An 18,822-nucleotide genomic window follows, 5' to 3' on the forward strand; every position below is an offset into this window, starting at 1 on the left:
CCGGGGTGACCAAGGGGGAGCGACCGTGCATCAGTTGCTGATCGCGGGTCGGTACCGGCTGCTCGACCTGGTCGGCACCGGCGGGATGGGTCGGGTGTGGCTTGCTCGCGACGAGATGCTGCACCGCGACGTCGCCGTGAAGGAGGTCGTGCCGCCGTCCTGGCTGGCCGAGGCCGAACGCGAGGAGTCGCGGCTGCGGACGCTGCGCGAGGCCCGCACCGCTGCCCGGCTCAATCACCCCAATGTGGTCCGGATCTACGACGTGGTGCACGACCGGGAGAGCCCCTGGATCGTGATGGAGTACGTGCCGTCCCGGTCGGTGCAGCAGATCATCAGCGACGAGGGACCCCTGAGCCCGCAACGCACCGCCCAGATCGGGTTGGCGGTGCTCGCCGCGCTGCGGGCCGCACACGCCGCCGGGGTGCTGCACCGCGACGTGAAACCCCACAACGTGCTGGTCGCCGACGACGGGCGGGTGGTGCTCACCGACTTCGGGCTGGCCACCTTCGACGGTGGCGAGGGCGCGATGACCGGGCCGGGCACGGTGCTCGGCTCACCGCAGTTCGTCGCGCCGGAGCGGGCCCGCGAAGGGGTGTCGGATCCGCGTACCGACCTGTGGTCGTTGGGCGCGACGCTCTACGCGACGGTCGAGGGGCAGTCGCCGTACGCCCGGTCCAGCGCGATGGCGACCCTCAGCGCGCTGGCCACCGACCCACCGGACCCGATGCGCCGCGCCGGCCCGCTGCGTCCCGCGCTCAACGGCCTGCTGCAACGTGACCCCTGGCGGCGGTTGACCGCCACCGAGGTGGAGCCGCTGCTCCGCAGCGCCGCGGCGGCCCACGACCGGCCGGTCGGGCCAACGCCGTCCTCGGCGGTGACCGCGGTACGCAGCGCGGGCCGGGCCGTCCTGCCCGACCGGGTCGACCCGGACTCCGCACCCGACGATGCGCCGACACCGACCCGCACGACGGGCACCCGCCCCGGGCGGCGGCGTCTGCTCGTCCTGGGCGGAGCGGCCACCGCCCTGCTCGTCGCCGCGGGTGTGACGCTGGCACTTGTCGACCACAACACCGAGCGCACACCACCGTCGGGGTCCGGAGGCGGCGCGCCGACCGCCCCGCCGACCCCCCGGCCGACCGCGTTCGCCTGCGCGACGCCACCGCCGACGGCCACTCCGGTGGCCTCGAAGTCACGCCCGGCGGACGCGCCGTACCAACTGCGCGTGGGCTGGACCTGGCACGACGACCCGGCCGGGTTTCGGATTGCCGTGCCGGTGGGCTGGACACGCTGGACCGAGGGGGCGGTGACCTGCTTCCGGGAGCACGACGGCGCCCGGGTGCTCAGCGTCGAGGCAGGGCCGGCGCGGGCCGACCCGGTGGCGTACTGGAAGGCCGAGGAGGCGCGACTCACCACCGGCGACGCGCTGCTGAACGGCTACGTCCGGGTGGACATCTCCGCGATGGACATCTTCGAGGGCGGGGCGGCCTGGGAGTGCGGCTGGAGGAACGCCGCAGGTGAACAGCTGCACAGTTTCCGGTTACTGGCCAACACCTCGGCCGACCGCTCCTACACCGTCTCGTGGATGACAAAAGAGTTCGACTGGCAGGTCAACGCGGCATACTTGCCGATGATCCGGCAGAGCTTCACCCCAGCTCTCTGACGTCGTCCGATGTGGACCCTCCGGGTGATGCCCCTGCGACGCCGACGCTGACTACAGTGGCGTAGTTTTGGGCGCTCAAGATCCCTGGGGAGGGTGAGCCGACATGATGGGACCACAGCACGCGTTGTCCGGCGCGGCGGCGTGGTTGGCGGGGTCCTGGGCACTGGACCAGTTCGCCGACTATCACCAGTCGCCGCTCGCGTTGGCGGTGGGCACCGCGGTGTGTGCCGGCGGCGCGCTCTTTCCCGACCTCGACATGTCCGGCAAGGTGACCAAGAACCAGGGTGGTGCCACAGTGGCTCGCACCTTCGGCGTCTTCTCGCTCTTCGCCGCCGAGGTGATGGAGAAGATCTCGCTCGGGGTCTACTACGCCACGAAGCTCAGCAGGGACCCCCGCCGCAACAACGGGCACCGGACGCTGACCCATACGCTGCCGTTCACCCTGCTGGTCGGCTGGGGCACCACCGCGCTCTGCGCCGCGTACGGCAAGTGGGCCGTCATCACCATCCTGTTCTTCATGTTCGGCCTGGCGCTACGTGGACTGTTCGACGAGTGGGCCGAACGCGCCGGATGGGTGATCATCACGCTCGCATCGGCCGGGGCCGCCTGGTTCACCTTCGCCAACCTGCCGGGAGGTCGCGGCTATCCGCTGATCGGCACGGCCCTGGGCGTGGGCTGCTTCGTGCACATCCTCGGTGACATGATCACCAGGGCGGGCGTGCCGATCCTCTGGCCGATCCCGATCAAGCGGCGGATGTGGATGATGGTCGGCCTACCGAACAGCATCGCCCTGCGGGTCGGCAGCAAGGCCGAGGTGGTCGGGATGCGCATCGCACTGACCGTCGTCTCGGCGCTCGCCACCGTCGGCCTGATCGCGCCCTCGGTGCTGAGCCGGTTCGACATCGATCTCTGACCAACCCGGCCCCGCACACTGCGCGGCGGTGATGCCGCGCCCTTGCCCTTGCCCTTGCCCTTGCCCTTGCCCTTGCCCTTGCCCTTGCAAGATCGTGCTCGATCCTTGTTGTAGTGGCCTCGGTGCGGGCTGAGGGGACTACAACCAGGATCGAGTGCGATCTTGAGGAGCGCGCCCTCCGGGACCCACCAGCGGGGCGTGCGGCGCGGTGGAGGGACGGGCGCGGGGACTCGCGTGACCGCTGAAGTCTTTTCGACATCCGCTATTGACGTCGCCGTAACAGGTGGCCTAGCGTCCTGTCGAACCGCTTCGTCGAACCGCTTCGACGCGCAGGTGGGAGCGATCCCAACCCCCGGCTGAGGAGGTACGCGTGGCCACCATGCACGACGTCGCCCGCCTCGCGCAGGTCTCGGTCAGCACCGTCTCGTACGTGCTCACCGGCGCCCGGCCGATCTCCCAGGCCACCCGGGACAGGGTGCTCGCCGCGATGGCGGAACTCGACTACCAGCCCAACGCGATGGCCCGTGGTCTGGCCAGCCGGCGCAGCCGGATCCTCGGCCTGCTGATGCCGATGGACGAGCGTGGCCTCGGCGCCACCGAAACCGCCTTCGTCACCGGCGCCGCCTCGGCGGCCAGCGCGGCCGGCTACCACCTCGTACTCTCGCCGGTCGGCGGTGGCGACCTCGACGACCTGCGGCGGCTGGCCACCCAGCGGATGCTCGACGGCGTCGTGCTGATGGAGGTCCAGCTCGCCGACGAGCGGGTCACCGTGCTTCAGGAGGCCGGCGTGCCGCTGGTGTTGATCGGTCGGACCGGCGACACCAGCGCGCTCTCCTACGTCGACATCGACTTCGACCAGACCGTCCGGGAGGCCGTCGCGCACCTGGTGGGTCTGGGGCACCGGCGGATCGTCTACGTCAACCACTCGGCCGCGACGCTGGCCAGCGGATACGGCCCCGCGCTGCGTACCCGGGATGCTTTTGTCGCGGCGATGACCGGACACGGTCTCGACCCGCTGATGATCACGGCCGAGGACAGCGCCGCCGGCGGTCGTGCGGCCCTGGCCGACGCGTTCGCGCAGGCCCCGGAGCTGACCGCCGTGCTCGCCATGAACGAGACCGCGATCTTCGGCATTCTCGGCGAGTTGACCGGTCGTGGGTTGTCGGTGCCCGACGACGTCTCCGTCGTCTCGATGGTCACCTCGCCGCAGGTGGCCGAACTGGCGACGCCGGCGCTGACCGCGATGACGTCGCCCGGTTCGGCGCTGGGCCGGATGGCGATCGAGGCGCTGGTGCGCCACCTGGACGGCGCTGGCAATCGGCTCCACCAACAACTGCTGCCGTGCTCGCTGGAGATCCGGGGTTCGACAGCCGCACCACGAAGCCGTCAACTCATGGGGGCTGACCAGTAGAAACGGCCCGCCGCCGCGCGGCAACGCGACGACGGGCCCGATGCAGTACCGCTAGATACTCAACGAGGAGGATAGTAATGCAGCGATTCCGCCGGATCGTCGCCGCGCTCGCCCTGGCGGCGACCGCGACGACCACCGTGGCCGCCTGCGGCGGTGGCGACAACGGGGACGACAGCGACGCCAAGGTTCTCAAGCTCTGGCACTACGAGAGCGAGAACAGCGCCATGGGCGTCGGTTGGAACCGGGCCATCGAACTCTTCAAGACCGAGCACCCGGGCGTCGAGGTGCGCTTCGAGCGTAAGGCGTTCGAGCAGATCCAGCAGAACGCCGGCATGATCATCAACTCGTCCGAGGGCCCGGACATCATGGAGTACAACAAGGGCAACGCGACCGCGGGCCTGCTCTCCACCCAGGGCCTCCTCACCGACCTGAGCGGCGAGGCCGACAAGCGCGGCTGGGCCGGCAAGCTCAGCCCCAGCCTGCAGACCACCGCCCGGTACAGCGACAAGGGTGTGATGGGCTCGGGCAAGTGGTTCGGTGTGCCGAACTACGGCGAGTACGTCACGGTCTACTACAACAAGGACCTGTTCCAGAGCAACGGCGTCAAGGTGCCGACCAGCATGGCCGAGATGACCGCCGCGATGGACACCTTCGTCGGCAAGGGCATCACCCCGCTGGGCATGGCCGGCGCGGAGTACCCGGCCGGGCAGCTCTTCTACCAGCTCGCCCTCTCCAAGGGCGACCGGCAGTTCGTCGACAACTACCAGCTCTACAAGAACCCGGTGGACTTCAAGGCCGACCCGCTCAAGTACGGCGCGGACACCTTCGCCCAGTGGGTGCAGAAGGGCTACGTCGCGAAGAACTCGGCAAGCCTCAAGGCCGAGGACATGGGCACCGCCTTCATCGGCGGCAAGGTTCCGATGATCGTCTCGGGTAGCTGGTGGTACGGCCGGTTCAAGACCGAGATGAAGGCCAACTGGGACACCTTCCTCTTCCCCGGCAACACCCTGCAGGCCGGCTCCTCCGGCAACCTCTGGGTCGTCCCGGAGAACAGCAAGGCCAAGAGCCTGGCGTACGACTTCATCGACATCACCCTGCGTCCGGAGATCCAGGACCTGATCGGCAACAACGGTGGTGTGCCGGTCGCCGCCGACGCGTCGAAGATCAGCGACCCGAAGGACCGCAAGCTGATCGAGGACTTCAACACGGTCAGCAAGGCCGACGGGCTCGCCTTCTACCCGGACTGGCCGGTCCCCGGCTACTACGACGTGCTGGTCTCCGGTTTCCAGGGCCTGATCAACGGGTCCAAGTCTCCCGACCAGCTCCTCGACACGATCGCCAAGCCGTACGCCGATGGCGTCAAGGAGATCACCGGCAAGTGACACGGCGAGCGGCGGGCGTGACCGGCACGACCGGCGCGCCCGCCCGCCCCGCCGGGAAGGATCTTCCATGGCAGTCTCCGAGACCGTCGCCGCCACACCACCGGCCGCGACGCCCACCCCGCCCGCGCCCAGCCGCAGACGCCGCGGCCGCAACGCGGCGTACTGGCTCTACCTGCTCCCCGGAGCGACGCTCTTCGTCCTGGTGATCGGCGCGCCGCTGATCGGCACCCTCTACCTGTCGCTGACCAAGTGGTCCGGCATCGGCGACCCCCGGTGGGTCGGCCTGGACAACTACCGGCAGTTGCTGCAGGACGACGTGTTCTGGGCGTCGTTCCGCAACACCGTCTGGATGCTCGTCGCGATGGTGGTGGTGCCCACCGTGCTCGGGCTGCTGCTCGCCGCGGTGCTCTTCGACGTCATCGGCCGCCGGTTCAAGCCGCGCACCGCCGCCGCGCTGCGGGCCGCGTTCTACCTTCCGCAGGTGCTGCCCGTCGTGGTGGCCGGCATCGTCTGGGGCTGGATCCTGCGCCCGGACGGGGCGTTCAACAGCCTGCTCGACGCGGTCGGTCTCGGCGCGCTGCGCCACGACTGGCTCGGTGACCCGGGCACCGCCCTGCCGGCCGTGATGGCGGTGATGATCTGGGTGCAGATCGGCTACCCGGTGGTCGTCTTCATGGCGGCGTTGCAGCGGGTCGACCCCGAGTTGTACGAGGCGGCCGAGGTCGACGGCGCGAACTGGCTGCACCGGTTCCGGGCGATCACCCTCCCGCAGATCCGGCCGGAGACGTTCGTGGTGGCGCTGACCTGCACCATCGCCGCGCTGAAGGTGTTCGGGCCGATCTTCGCCCTGACCCGGGGCGGCCCGGACAACGCGACGAACGTCCCGTCGTACTTCGCCTACTACACGTTCTTCAAGAAACTGCAGGTCGGCTACGGCTCCGCGATCTCCACGGTGCTGACGTTGATCATCGTCGTCGTGGCCGTGGTCTTCATCTGGATGCAGGCCCGCAGCGAGCGCCGGGACCGGGGGTTCTGAGATGGCCGTCATCACTCCGACCGTGGCCCCGGTGACGCCACGCCGACCCGTACCCGATCGCCACCACCGCGGCGTCAGCCGTTGGGTGGTGCTCGTCCTGGTCGTCGTCGGCGCGCTGGTCATGCTCGTTCCGTTCGCGTTCATGCTGCTCAACGCGTTCAAGTCGCCCGGTGACTACTCGTCGGGTGGCCCGCTGAGCTGGCCGAGCGAGTTCTACACCAGGGGCCTGCGCACGTACTGGACCGAGGTGAACTTCCCGCTCAAGCTCTGGAACTCGGCGCTCATCGCCGGTTCGGTGGCCGTGCTCGGCGTCGCCGTGTCACTGCTCAACGCGTACGCCCTGGGCATCGGCCGGGTCCGCGGCCGGCTCTGGATCGTCGGGTTGTTCCTGCTGGCCAACATGCTGCCGCAGGAGGCGTTGATCTACCCGCTGTACTACGCGGCCAAGGAGGTCGGGCTCTACAACACCCGACTCGCCGTGATCATCATCTTCACGGTGATCCAGAGCGCGTTCGGCACCTACCTGCTCGCCTCGGTGCTGGGGACGTTCCCCCGCTCGCTGTTGGAGGCGGCGGCGCTGGACGGCGCCGGCAAGTGGACGGTGCTGTGGCGGGTGGTCTTCCCCAACCTGCGCCCCACCCTCTCGGTGCTGCTCATCTTCTTCTTCATCTGGACCTGGAACGAGTTCCTCATCCCGCTGGTCATGCTGATCGACAACCAGACGCAGACCATCCCGGTGGCGCTCGCGTCGCTTCAGGGTGACCGGCTGATGGACGCTCCGACCACGAACGCCGGCGCCCTGATCAGCCTGGTGCCGGCCATCCTCTTCTTCCTCATCTTCCAGCGCACCCTGGCGCGCGGCATCACGGCAGGAGCCGAGAAGTGAAGTTCACCGACGGGTACTGGCAACTGCGCCCCGGTGTCAGCGTCCTACGCCCCGGCGTCGTCGAGTCGGTCGAGCCGGACCAGCGCGGCTTCACCGTCTTCGCGCCGACCGGCCAGGTCACCGGTCGCGGCGACACCCTGAACCGGCCCGTGGTCACCGTCCGGTTCTTCTCCCCCGCCCCCGGCGTCATCGGGGTGACCATCGCCCACCACACCGGTGGGCTGCCCCGCGAGCCGCACTTCGGGCTGAGCACCGACGAGACGCACCCGCTCACCGTCGACGTCACCGGGCTCAGCGCGACGCTGACCACCGGTGAGCTGACCGCGCGGGTCGCGCTCGTCGACGGGTGGCGGGTCGAGTTCCTGCACGGCGACCGGCTGGTCACCGCGTCCACCGCGCGCAGCATCGGCGTCGTCACCGACGCCGAGGGCCGCCGGCACGTGCACGAACGGCTCGCCCTCGGCGTCGGCGAGACGGTGTACGGGTTGGGTGAGCGCTTCGGCCCGTTCGTGAAGAACGGGCAGACCGTCGACATCTGGAACGCCGACGGCGGCACCGCCAGCGAGCAGGCGTACAAGAACGTGCCGTTCTATCTCAGCAGCGCCGGCTACGGGGTGTTCGTCGACCACCCGGAGCACGTGTCGTTCGAGGTCGGCTCCGAGGTGGTCACGCAGACCCAGTTCAGCGTCGAGGGGCAGTCGCTCACCTACTACGTCGTCGACGGCCCCACCCCGAAGGACGTGCTGCGCCGCTACACCGCGCTCACCGGCCGCCCGGCCCGGATCCCCGCCTGGTCGTACGGGTTGTGGCTGTCCACCTCGTTCACCACCTCGTACGACGAGAAGACGGTGACCGAGTTCGTCGATGGGATGGCCGAGCGCGGGCTGCCGCTGTCGGTGTTCCACTTCGACTGCTTCTGGATGCGCCAGTTCCACTGGGTCGACTTCGTCTGGGACCCGGCGACCTTCCCGGATCCGGAGGGGATGCTGCGCCGGCTGCACGAGCGTGACCTGAAGGTGTGCGTCTGGATCAACCCGTACATCGCGCAGCGGTCGTACCTCTTCGAGGAGGGCCGCGAGGCCGGCTACCTGGTCCGTAACCCGGACGGTTCGGTCTGGCAGTGGGACAGGTGGCAGGCCGGCATGGCGCTCGTCGACTTCACCAACCCGGACGCCGTGCGCTGGTTCACCGGCAAGCTCAAGGCGCTGCTGGACATGGGTGTCGACTGTTTCAAGACCGACTTCGGGGAGCGCATCCCGACCGACGTGGTGTGGCACGACGGTTCGGACCCGCAGCGGATGCACAACTACTACTCCTACCTCTACAACAAGGCGGTCTTCGAGCTGCTGGAGGCCGAACGGGGCAAGGGCGAGGCGGTGTTGTTCGCCCGCTCGGCCACCACCGGCGGGCAGCAGTTCCCGGTGCACTGGGGTGGCGACTGCGAGTCGACGTTCGTCGCGATGGCCGAGTCGCTGCGCGGGGGGCTGTCCCTGGCCGCGTCCGGCTTCGGCTACTGGAGCCACGACATCGGCGGCTTCGAGGGCACCCCCGATCCGGCGGTGTTCAAGCGGTGGGTCGCCTTCGGGCTGCTCTCCTCGCACTCGCGGCTGCACGGCTCCGGCTCGTACCGGGTGCCGTGGGCGTACGACGAGGAGTCCGTGGACGTGCTGCGGCACTTCACCCGGCTCAAGCTCGGCCTGATGCCGTACCTGGCGGCCGCCGCACAGGAGGCGCACCGCGACGGTACGCCGGTGATGCGCCCGATGTTCCTGGAGTTCCCGGACGACCCGGCCACGGCGCACCTGGACCGGCAGTACATGCTCGGCCCGGACGTGCTCGTCGCGCCGGTGTTCAGCGCCGACGGCACCGTCACCTACTACGTGCCCGCCGGCACCTGGACGCACCTGGTCAGCGGCGCTCAGGTCACCGGCCCGGCGTGGGTCACCGAGAAGCACGCGGTCGACAGCCTGCCGGTGTTGGCCCGGCCCGGCGCGGTCATCCCGTTCGGCTCCCGCACCGACCGACCGGACTACGAGTGGGCCGACGACGTACGGCTGCGGCTGTACGCACCGGCCGAGGGGCAGCGGACCCGGGTACGGGTACCGTCACCCGGGGACGGGCCGGGCGCCGAGTTCGACGTGCGCTACGAGGCCGCGACGGCCAGTGTCGAACTGGTCGCCGGTACCTCGACGGGCTACAGCTGCGAGATCCAGGGGACGGAACGATGACGCGACACCACTTCCCGGAGAGCTTCGTCTGGGGGTCGGCGACGGCGGCGTACCAGATCGAGGGTGCGGTCACGGAGGACGGCCGCGGACCGTCCATCTGGGACACCTACAGCCACACACCGGGTCGGACGTTGAACGGCGACACCGGCGACGTGGCCGCCGACCACTACCACAGGTGGGCCGACGACCTCGGTCACATCGCTGACCTGGGGCTCAGCGCGTACCGGTTCTCCGTCTCGTGGCCGCGGGTGCAGCCGGGCGGCTCGGGCCGCTTCAACCAGGCCGGCATCGACTTCTACGCGCGGCTGGTGGACGGTCTGCTGGAACGGGGCATCCGTCCGGTGGCCACCATGTACCACTGGGACCTGCCGCAGGAGCTGGAGGACGCCGGCGGCTGGGCGGCGCGGGAGACCGCGCTGCGCTTCCAGGAGTACGCGGCCGGCATCGTCGGTGCGCTGGGCGACCGGGTGCACACCTGGACGACGCTCAACGAGCCGTGGTGCTCGGCGTACCTGGGCTACGCCTCCGGCGTACACGCTCCGGGTCGCACGGAGCCGGCGGCGGCCCTGGCCGCGGTGCACCACCTCAACCTCGCGCACGGGCTGGCCGGTCGGGTGGTCCGGGAGCTGGCTCCCGCCGCCGAGCTGTCGGTGACGTTGAACCTGCACGTCATCCGGGGGGCGTCCGACTCGGAGGCGGACCGGGACGCGGTACGGCGGATCGACGCCCTGGCCAACCGCGCGTTCCTCGGCCCGATGCTGGACGGGGAGTACCCGGCCGACCTGCTGGCCGACACCGCGTCCGTCACCGACTGGTCGTTCGTCCGCGCGGGTGACGAGAAGCAGATCGCGGTGCCGCTGGACGTGCTCGGGGTCAACTACTACTCCAGCACCCTGGTCCGGGCCTGGGACGGCGTGTCGGCCCGCTCCGACGCCGACGGGCACGGTGCGTCGACCTCGACGCCGTGGGTCGCCGCCGACACCGTCGACTTCCTTCCGCAGCCCGGCCCGTACACGGCGATGGGTTGGAACATCGACCCGCCGGCCCTGACCGAGTTGCTGCTGCGCCTGCACCGCGAATACCCCAGCCAGCCGATGATGATCACCGAGAACGGCGCGGCGTTCGACGACGTGGTGTCGGCCGACGGCCGGATCCACGACGACCGCCGGATCGACTACCTCCGTCGGCACATCGGTGCCATGGCCGACGCCCGCGCCCAGGGCGCGGACGTACGCGGTTACTTCGTCTGGTCGCTGCTGGACAACTTCGAGTGGGGCTACGGCTACGACCGTCGCTTCGGGATCATCCGGGTCGACTACGACACCCAGGTCCGCACCTGGAAGGACAGCGCCCACTGGTACCAGCGGCTCGCCGCCACCGGCAAGCTGGACCAGGCGCAGGACTGACTCGACCGCACGTCGATGGTGGGCCCAGGGCCTTGCCCTGGACCCACCATCACCGGTCTCAGTTTTCGCTACGTCGCAGTCTCAGTCGGGCCAGCAGTAGCAGGGCCACACCGAGGCCGACTCCGGCGCTCCCTATCCCCAGCATCGGCCAGGTTGAGGTACCGGTGACCGGCAACGGGTGCTTGGTCGGGTAGCCCGTCGGGCTCACCGGCGGCTGGGTCGTCGGTGCCGAGGTCGGCCCGGTAGGTGTCGGCGTGGGCAGCGTCGGTGTCGGCGTCGGCCCCGTCGGTGTGGGTGTCGGTGTCGTCGGTGTGGGTGTCGGTGTCGACGCTGTGGGCGTCGGCGACGGCTGGGAGCAGTTCAGCAGCGACGAGAACGGGAAGTCGTGGATCTCCCCGCCGTCGTGCGTCAGAGTCCGACTGATGACGCTTCCCTCGATGTTGGCGTTCGTCGCGGCGTTCAGGGCGGCGTTGGGCGCGTAGATCGTGCCCTCGATCGTCGCGCTGTCGTCGGTGAGCGTGACCGAGGTGGCGGTCGGGAGGTTGAACAGGATGTATCTGGCCTGTTCTCCGCCGATTCCGGCGAAGTTCGGCGCCCGCCAGACGAACGCGTCACCGACTCCGCTGGTGTCCACGTTGACAAGCAGTGGCGTGTCGGCCGTGGGCTGGTCGGCGAAGGTGAGCACCGAGATGTTGGCAAGGTCGCTGGCCGACAGGTTGAGCACGTTCGTGACACCCGGGGCGAGGTTGACCACCGCGTTGCTGCCCGGGGGAACGGGCCGGGGCAACGGCGCACCCTCCGGGGTGGTCAGTACGACGTTCTGCTGACAGGTGGCCAGGCTGGTGGCGGTCGCGCGGAAACCCTCGAACGCGCCGACGAAATCCAGTGGCGAGGAGGGTCCGACACTCGCCACGGGTTGCCGGGTCACGAGCTCGACCCGGGGTGATGCCTCGTAGTCGTTAACCGGCAGGACCCGGGTGTTGACCGCTGCGGCGTTGTTGTCGGTGTCGCGGACGAACGTACCGGTCAGGTCGCCGATCTTCACGTAGCCGTTCTGCAACACCTGCAACCGCGACCCGGGGACGCTGGCGGCGAAGTCGACCCGGCCGCCCACCACGAGTGCCGTCGGATTGCTGTCCGGCGGCACCACGAAAGTCCCGGCGCTCTGCCCGGCGACCTGGTAGTTGCCGAAGCTGAGGTTGCCCCCGACCGCGATGGTCCCCTCGTTCTCGGCACCGAGCAGCCGCGCGTCTCCGGCGGTCATGACCAGGAAGCCCTGCGTGCCGGCCACCGGATCGACCGGTTGTCGGGGCTGAGCCTCGGAGGTGGTCGCCAGCAGGGCCAGGACGGCGACGGTCGCCCCTCCCACCACGGGCAGGAGCAGGCGTCGTACGCCCACGCTGGTACGCGATCCCACATGCACTGTCTCACCAATTGTCACGAACGGGTAACGAGCCGCACGACCGCAGGGGACGCCCGATCCACGAAATCCCCCAAAAGGTGCTTTATCGCCTAAATCACCTGCACCGGCGGCTCGTTTCTCACCGGCCGTCTCGATCGAGACGTCACGGGCCGTGTCATTTTCCGTGGGTACGGCGTCATGGCGCCACGACGACTCCGCCGACAGACTCAGGGCATGGTTGAGCGCGTCACCGTCGTCGCCTTCGCGGGCATGCAGTCCCTCGACGTCACCGGGCCGTGGGAGGTGCTGGCGGGGGCGAACCGGTACCGGACAGCACATGGTGAGCGCCACGCGTACGACCTGAGGCTGGCGGGCGCGGAGGCCGAGGTGGTGACCGAGAGCGGCCTCGTCCTGCTGGCCGACGCGCTTGGAGAGCCGGTCCGGGCCGGCACCCTCGTGGTGCCCGGCGGCCGAACGGCAGCCCGGGATGGGCACGCCGACCTCGTCGCCTGGTTGCGAGAGTGCCGCCCCACCCGATTGTTGTCGATCTGTTCCGGGGCGTTCCTGTGCGCGCGGGCCGGGTTGCTCAGCGGTCGTAGGGTGGCCACCCACTGGTCCCTGTCGGGGGACCTCGGTCAGCGATTCACCGACCTCACCGTCGACCACGACGCCCTCTACGTGCACGACGGCCCGGTCTGGACGTCGGGTGGTGTCACGTCCGGAATCGATCTGGCGCTGGCCGTCGTGGCGGCCGACCACGGAGCACGAGTCGCCCAGGAGATCGCCCGCTGGCTCGTGATGTTCCTGCACCGGCCCGGCCAACAGGCGCAGTTCTCCGGCCCGGTGTGGTTGGAACGTGCCACGGAGAAACGGGTGGCTGCCGTGCAGCGTGCCCTCGACGCCAACCCGGCCGCGAAACACCGCGTCGACGACCTTGCCGCGCGGCTCGCCCTGTCGCCCCGGCACTTTCAACGTCTCTTCGTCCGTGAGACCGGGCTCACCGTCGGGCGGTATCTCAGCGAGCTTCGCCTGGAGGCCGCCAAACGCCTTCTGGTGCAGTCCGATCTCGCCCTCGACGTGGTGGCGGCCAGGTCGGGGCTCGGGTCCGCCGAGTCGCTCCGACGTGTCTTCGGTGAACGGCTCGGCACGACCCCGGGCGCCTACCGCGCACGCTTCTCGATGCTCTGACCGCGTTCGACGGCCCAGCACTGTCAACCGAAGGGACCTCCGGTGACCCACGTCGTCATCCCTCTGTACGAGCGTTTCACCGCGCTGGACGTCATCGGCGTCTACCAACCACTGGCCCTCACCCCGGGCATCGACGTGATCCTGGTCGCCGAACACCCCGGTCCCGTCAGGGACGACTGCGGGATGGTCTCCCTGGTGGCCGAGATCGCGCTCGAAGACGTGCGGGCGGCCGACGTTCTCGTCGTCCCGGGAGGACCAGGGACCGTTCAGGCTCTCAGCGGGCCGCTGCCGGGCTGGATCAGACGCATCCACGAGACGACGACGCTCACGACCTCCGTGTGCTCCGGATCGATCCTGCTGGGGGCCGCCGGGCTGCTTCGGGGTCGACGGGGCACCAGCCACTACCGCGCCGTCCAGGAGTTGGCCCGCTTCGGTGCCGAGCCGACGGACCAGCGAGTCGTCGAAGAACCGGACGCCCACATCATCACGGCGGCCGGTGTGTCGAGCGGCATCGACATGGGACTGAGACTCGTCGAACTCCTCACCGACCGGACGACCGCGGAGGCCATCCAGCTCTGGATGGAGTACGACCCACAACCGCCGTTCGACAGCGGCCACCCGTCCCGTGCGACCCCCGAGGTGCTCGCCCGAGCGGCGGCGTACGACAGCGCGGCCAGAATGGCCAGGTGACCGGTCGGGCGCGCGGGTTGTCGGGCGGCGGGCGTTCGACTCACGTGCTGGGGCGGCGGGCACGGAGCCCACCCCACAGCAGCAGCACGCAGCAGCCGATCAGCACCGGTTCCAGGGCGAAGGCGGTGACCAGCCCGTACCGGTCCGCCAGGCCGCCGAGCAGGAAGGGGGACACGCCGGCGACCACGCCGAGGATCAGTTGCGAACGGGCGTTGGCCCGGTCCTCCTGTCCGCCGGCCGCGCCGAGGGTGAGCGAGAGCGCGAGCGGATAGAGGTTGGCGACGCCCACCCCGCAGAGGAACAGCCCGAGGACGGCGAGGGCCGGCTTGTCGGTCAGCCAGAACAGCACGAAGCTGGGGCCGGTGACCGCCAGCGAGGCGTACAGCAGCACCACCGCGCGACCGGGGCGGCGGGTGAGCCGCGCGCCGAGCAGGCGTCCGATCAGGATGCCGAGGTAGTTGCTGCTCAGCGCGGTGCTGGCCGCGGCGGCGGACATGCCGGCGTGGATGAGCAACTGGGGACCGAAGTACACCAGGCAGAACTCGATCGCCGAACTGACAGCGGTCAGCATGGCGAACAGCCAGCAGGCCAGCGGCAGGCCCCCGGCCTTCTTCGCGGTGGCGGGTCGCGGCGCCGCCGGTAGCGGCTGGCGGCGGTAGCGCAGGTACAGCAGCACGAGGACGGCGGCCGGCAACACGAAGGTGGCGCGCCAGCCCAACGCGCTGGCCGCCAGGGCGCCGAGGACCAGCGGGGCGAACACCGCGGACGCGCCGGCGCCCACGTTGGCCTCGGTCAACGCCCGGTCGCGCCGGTCGCCGTGCCGGTCGGACAGCACCGCCTGGACCACGGTGAGCATCGTGGTCCCGGCCAGACCGAACACGACGGCTCCGAGCAGGGTGGCCGCTGTGCTGCCGCCCAGGGTGAACAGACCGGCACCGACCACGGTGGCGACGGCCGAGCACCACAGCAGCGCACCCCGGGCCAGGCGGCGTGCCGCCCACACGAACCCGACCGCGGACAGCGCCGCGCCCCCCGCCCACAACAGTTCGTAGACGCCGAGCAGCGTGTAGGAGAAGCCCAACTCCGCGCGGAGGAGGGTCAGCGCCGGGCCGAAGGCGTACAGCCAGAACGTCCAGCAGGCCAGGACGGCGTACGACAGCCTGGTCGGCGCGTCCCGGACGAAGGTCTCGATCTCGGTCTGCCGTCGTGACGGGGTCTGCCGCTGCCGCGTTGTGTATCGATACACAGATAGAGTCTGTGCCATGAACCGCCCCGCGGACAACCCCAAGCGGCCGACTCTGCGCCAGGTGGCCACCGCCGCCGGCGTCTCGCCGATGACGGTTTCCTACGCGTACTCCCAGCCCGGGAGGGTCTCCGCCGAGGCCGCGGCGAAGGTGCGCGCGGCGGCGCGGAAGCTGGGCTACCCCGGGCCGCACCCGGCCGCCCGCTCGCTGCGACGCGGGCGCGCGGGCACGCTCGGCGTCGTACTCGGTGAGAGGTTGAGCTACGCCTTCGACGACCCGCAGGCGGCGCGCTTCCTCGCCGGGGTCTCCGACGTGTGCGCGGCGGAGGGCGTCGGACTCACCCTGATACCGATCACCGGCGCACCCTCCGACGCCCAGCGCGTCGCGCAGGCGGCCGTGGACGGCTTCGTCGTCTGGACCACCAGCGACGACGATCCGGTCCTGGACGCCGTGGCCGACACCGGCCTGTCCGCGGTGGTCCACGCCGGCCCGCACCGACGGAACCTGCCGGTGATCGGCATCGACGACCGGGCCGCCGCCGCCGCGGTCGGACGGGTGGCGTTCGCCGAGGCGCGACGCCCGCTCGTGCTCGGCTTTCCGCTCGACCGCAGTCGCGCACGCCGACTGCTCACCGGCGACCAGGAGCCCGAGGTGAGGTTCCCGGTGACCCGGCACCGGTGGGAGGGATTCCGGGACGCCTGGACACACGCGGGTCAGCGAGCGGCGGACCTGCGACTGGCGGTCTGCCTGGTCAACCACGTCGCCGAGGGCGAGACCTTCGCCGCCGAACTGCTCCAGGGCACCGACCCGCCGGACGCCATCGCCGCGATGAGCGACGAACTCGCCCTGGGCGCCCTGCGCGCCGCGGCGAGCGCCCGGCTGCGCGTTCCCGAGGACGTCGCGGTGACGGGCTGGGACGACGCGGACGCGGCCGCGGACGCCGGCCTGACCACCCTGGCGCAGTCACTGCGCGAGCAGGGCGCGCACTGCGCCCGTGCGGCGCTCGGAGGCCCCGCCACGGCATCGACACGCCACGATTGGCGCGTGGTGGTGCGCGCGAGCACCCGTCGCCAGCCCTGATCCGGGCCGTGCCCGGACAGTGGTGGGGAGGGTGTTGGCCGATCGGCTCGGCCCGGAGTCACCGGAGAGGGACCGACCCCGATCACGGCCTGGGCAGGTCGGCGCAGAGCTTCCTCGGGAAGGCCGGCGCGGTGGTGTGGACGCGTCCGCAGCCGGCCTCCGTCGAGCTGGCGATCCTCTCCCAGCCGCCCGGGCCGGCCCACCGCAGAAAGTAGCGGCGCACGTTTACCGACGCGTCGCAACCGGGCCGAGCCTCGACGCCACACGGCACCGGATCGAACGGCACCGTCATGACCAACCAGGCGCCGTCGCAACCCTCGACCGAGCCGACCGAGTGCCGGGACACGTCCATGCCGCGGACCACGACATCGACCCACTTGTGGTCACAGTGGTCCTTCGGCATCGGACCGCAACCGAACGTCGGGTCGCAGCGGTGGTACTCCGCGCCGTCGAGTTTCCACGGCTCCTGGTTGAGCACGACGGTCCGGCCGGCGATCGGACCCGGCGCCGTCAACGTCGTCTCGCCCGGTGTGTGGGTGGGGCAGGCCCCGACCACCGCGGACAGGCGCGAATCCTGCACCACGTTGGCGTAGATGAGGTTGTTCTCCTCGACGAAGTATTCGACTCGTGGGTTCCGGGAGCAACCGTCCGCGTCACCCAGCAGCGCCACGGTCAGCACGAGCGAGCGCGGGTCCGTGCTGACCGTGACGGCCGTGACATCGGCCTGGTAGGTGCTCCAGTCGGTGTCCGCGGGAGGGCCGTCCCGCACGGGCGTCTCGCCCGGCCTGGCGCAGCCGACGAGCACGGCCAGGCACAGCAGGGCGGTGACGAGTCGACGCATGGCAACGAGTATCGCCGCTGCGCGGCCCGGCACATCCGTACGGATACTCAGTCCACCTCAGACCCCGACGCGCTGGGGCGGGACGGTCAGGCCGTACAGCGCCATCAGCTCGGGGGTGTCGACCCGGCTGCCGTCTGCCACCGAGTCGCAGGCGATGTCGACGATCTGGTCCTTGTGCGCCAGCAGGTACGGTCGGGCACCCACGTCCGCGCTGGCGAGGGTCGCGATGCCGGGCCAGTGCCGGCGGCCGAAGAGCATCGGGTACCCGCGCAGGCCGTCGTAGGTGGCGCAGACCAGCACGTCCGGGTACGGCAGCGCGGCCACCCGTCGGACCGCGACGGCGGTCAGGCCCGGCATGTCGACCGGGACCACCACCACCGCCTCGATCCCCTCGTCGCCCATGGCGGCCAGGCCGGCCCGGATGGACGAGCCGACCCCGGTGCCCCACGCCTTGTTGATCACGACGGTGGCCCGGCCCAGGTCGGCGGTTTCCCGGACCTGCTCGGCGGCGGCACCCAGCACGACCACGATCTGCTCGCAGCCCGCCTCGGTCATCGTGTCGATCATCTGGTTGACCAGCGGCTTCTCGCCGTGGTGCAGCAGCGCCTCGGGACCACCGATCCGTCGTCCCCCGCCCGCGGCGATGATCATTCCTGCGATCCCGTTCAGCTGCGCCCCCTCAAGCATGGGAGCGACCGCGACCGATCCGCCCCCTCCTACGGACACTGCAACGAGGACGGCAGGCCGGGAGTAGCGGGGCGAAAAGGAGAAATAGCACAACCGTTACACGCCCGGCAACTCTGCCAGCACCCCGACGCGGTCCGCCGCGACGGCGACGCCGAGCGCCGAGCGGCGGTCAACCCACCTCGGGAGACAGCGAGGCCGCCGAGCCGCCCCACCGCCGGGGCACCCGTCGAGCCACCCAGCCGACGCCGCGCGCGGTCAGCGCGTACGACACGACCGGAGCGACGACGACGAGCGCCGCGATCGCCGCGACCAGGGGCACATACCCGGCGGACACCTGCGTGGCAACCGCCCCGGCCACGGCGTACACGGCGGCCAGCACGACCGCGACGGGCACGGCCACCGCCACCACCCGGCCGGTCCCCCGCCGTCGACCGGCGGCCTCCCCGACCGCCACCGCCGGCAGGAAGAGCAGCGGAATCAGCGCCACGCCGAGCACCGCGGCGATCAACACGAGCACCGGCCCGGCCAGCGGACCACCCACGTCGGACCCGGTGGCCACCGCGTACGCCAGCAGACCGAGGTAGCCCACGACCGCCTCGGCGACGAAGACCAACCAGGCGACGGCCATCCCGGCCAGGTGACGGGCGATTCCGGCGATCACGGCACACCTCCCCGTTCCGACAACTACACGACGCGCGCCAGAGAGGCTAACCGAGCGGGTGCCCCGGCGCGGTCCCTTGTCGCGCGGTGCCCCGATCCGTCCGGAGG

Annotated in this window: 16 protein-coding genes; 11 read left to right on the plus strand and 5 right to left on the minus strand. The window is 70.6% G+C overall.

Annotation, left to right across the window (positions count from 1 at the left end; genetic code table 11):
• The first annotated feature begins 25 nt into the window (after positions 1-25).
• From AB0O48_RS20830 to AB0O48_RS20865, 8 genes are all read left to right on the plus strand, one after another.
• Positions 26-1,660 carry a serine/threonine-protein kinase gene (locus AB0O48_RS20830; RefSeq protein ID WP_357248540.1) on the plus strand — a complete coding sequence of 545 codons (1,635 nt, stop codon included), beginning with the start codon at positions 26-28 and terminating at the stop codon, positions 1,658-1,660.
• Positions 1,661-1,763: 103 nt separating this feature from the next.
• Positions 1,764-2,573, plus strand: a complete 810-nt coding sequence (locus tag AB0O48_RS20835; protein WP_357248543.1) for a metal-dependent hydrolase — start codon at positions 1,764-1,766, stop codon at positions 2,571-2,573.
• A 379-nt stretch (positions 2,574-2,952) separates the two neighbouring features.
• Positions 2,953-3,984 carry a LacI family DNA-binding transcriptional regulator gene (locus AB0O48_RS20840; RefSeq protein ID WP_357248791.1) on the plus strand — a complete coding sequence of 344 codons (1,032 nt, stop codon included), beginning with the start codon at positions 2,953-2,955 and terminating at the stop codon, positions 3,982-3,984.
• A gap of 77 nt (positions 3,985-4,061) precedes the next feature.
• A complete protein-coding gene (locus AB0O48_RS20845) occupies positions 4,062-5,366 on the plus strand; it encodes an extracellular solute-binding protein (RefSeq protein ID WP_357572226.1) in 1,305 nt (434 codons plus the stop codon).
• Between the two features lie 67 nt (positions 5,367-5,433).
• Positions 5,434-6,402: a sugar ABC transporter permease gene (locus AB0O48_RS20850; protein ID WP_357248550.1), complete on the plus strand. Its 969-nt coding sequence runs from the start codon at positions 5,434-5,436 to the stop codon at positions 6,400-6,402.
• Between the two features lies 1 nt (position 6,403).
• Positions 6,404-7,288, plus strand: coding sequence for a carbohydrate ABC transporter permease (locus AB0O48_RS20855; RefSeq protein WP_357248555.1), 885 nt, complete (start codon positions 6,404-6,406; stop codon positions 7,286-7,288).
• On the plus strand, positions 7,285-9,516 hold the full coding sequence (gene yicI / locus AB0O48_RS20860; protein ID WP_357572225.1) for an alpha-xylosidase: 2,232 nt from the start codon (positions 7,285-7,287) through the stop codon (positions 9,514-9,516). Before AB0O48_RS20855 ends, yicI begins: the two co-directional genes overlap by 4 nt.
• A complete protein-coding gene (locus AB0O48_RS20865) occupies positions 9,513-10,922 on the plus strand; it encodes a GH1 family beta-glucosidase (RefSeq protein ID WP_357248561.1) in 1,410 nt (469 codons plus the stop codon). The genes yicI and AB0O48_RS20865 overlap by 4 nt, the downstream gene beginning before the upstream one ends.
• Positions 10,923-10,980: 58 nt before the next feature.
• On the opposite strand, the gene AB0O48_RS20870 is transcribed toward AB0O48_RS20865, so the two are convergent.
• Positions 10,981-12,267 (minus strand): choice-of-anchor A family protein, encoded by a 1,287-nt coding sequence (locus tag AB0O48_RS20870; protein WP_357248794.1) that lies wholly within the window; start codon positions 12,265-12,267, stop codon positions 10,981-10,983.
• 291 nt (positions 12,268-12,558) lie between these two features.
• Between AB0O48_RS20870 and AB0O48_RS20875 the strand changes: the two genes are divergently transcribed.
• Positions 12,559-13,512, plus strand: a complete 954-nt coding sequence (locus AB0O48_RS20875; protein ID WP_357248564.1) for a helix-turn-helix domain-containing protein — start codon at positions 12,559-12,561, stop codon at positions 13,510-13,512.
• Between the two features lie 42 nt (positions 13,513-13,554).
• The gene (locus AB0O48_RS20880; RefSeq protein WP_365067649.1) at positions 13,555-14,202 is read left to right on the plus strand and encodes a DJ-1/PfpI family protein; all 648 of its coding nucleotides are present in this window, start codon (positions 13,555-13,557) and stop codon (positions 14,200-14,202) included.
• A gap of 40 nt (positions 14,203-14,242) precedes the next feature.
• On the opposite strand, the gene AB0O48_RS20885 is transcribed toward AB0O48_RS20880, so the two are convergent.
• Entirely contained in the window at positions 14,243-15,448 is a 1,206-nt protein-coding gene (locus tag AB0O48_RS20885; RefSeq protein ID WP_357248570.1) for an MFS transporter, read from the minus strand.
• Between the two features lie 16 nt (positions 15,449-15,464).
• On the opposite strand from AB0O48_RS20885, the gene AB0O48_RS20890 reads away from it, so the two are divergent.
• Positions 15,465-16,526, plus strand: a complete 1,062-nt coding sequence (locus AB0O48_RS20890; RefSeq protein WP_365067653.1) for a LacI family DNA-binding transcriptional regulator — start codon at positions 15,465-15,467, stop codon at positions 16,524-16,526.
• An 82-nt stretch (positions 16,527-16,608) separates the two neighbouring features.
• Here AB0O48_RS20890 and AB0O48_RS20895 read toward each other — a convergent pair whose 3' ends face one another.
• From AB0O48_RS20895 to AB0O48_RS20905, 3 genes are all read right to left on the minus strand, one after another.
• Complete coding sequence (locus AB0O48_RS20895) at positions 16,609-17,367, minus strand: hypothetical protein (protein WP_357248576.1); 759 nt, start codon at positions 17,365-17,367, stop codon at positions 16,609-16,611.
• Positions 17,368-17,424: 57 nt separating this feature from the next.
• The gene (locus AB0O48_RS20900) at positions 17,425-18,018 is read right to left on the minus strand and encodes a nucleotidyltransferase family protein (RefSeq protein ID WP_357248579.1); all 594 of its coding nucleotides are present in this window, start codon (positions 18,016-18,018) and stop codon (positions 17,425-17,427) included.
• Positions 18,019-18,223: 205 nt separating this feature from the next.
• Positions 18,224-18,715 (minus strand): hypothetical protein, encoded by a 492-nt coding sequence (locus AB0O48_RS20905; protein WP_357248582.1) that lies wholly within the window; start codon positions 18,713-18,715, stop codon positions 18,224-18,226.
• Between the last annotated feature and the right edge of the window lie 107 nt (positions 18,716-18,822).

It is taken from the genome of Micromonospora sp. NPDC085948, assembly GCF_040686315.1.
Classification (GTDB): Bacteria; Actinomycetota; Actinomycetes; order Mycobacteriales; family Micromonosporaceae; genus Micromonospora.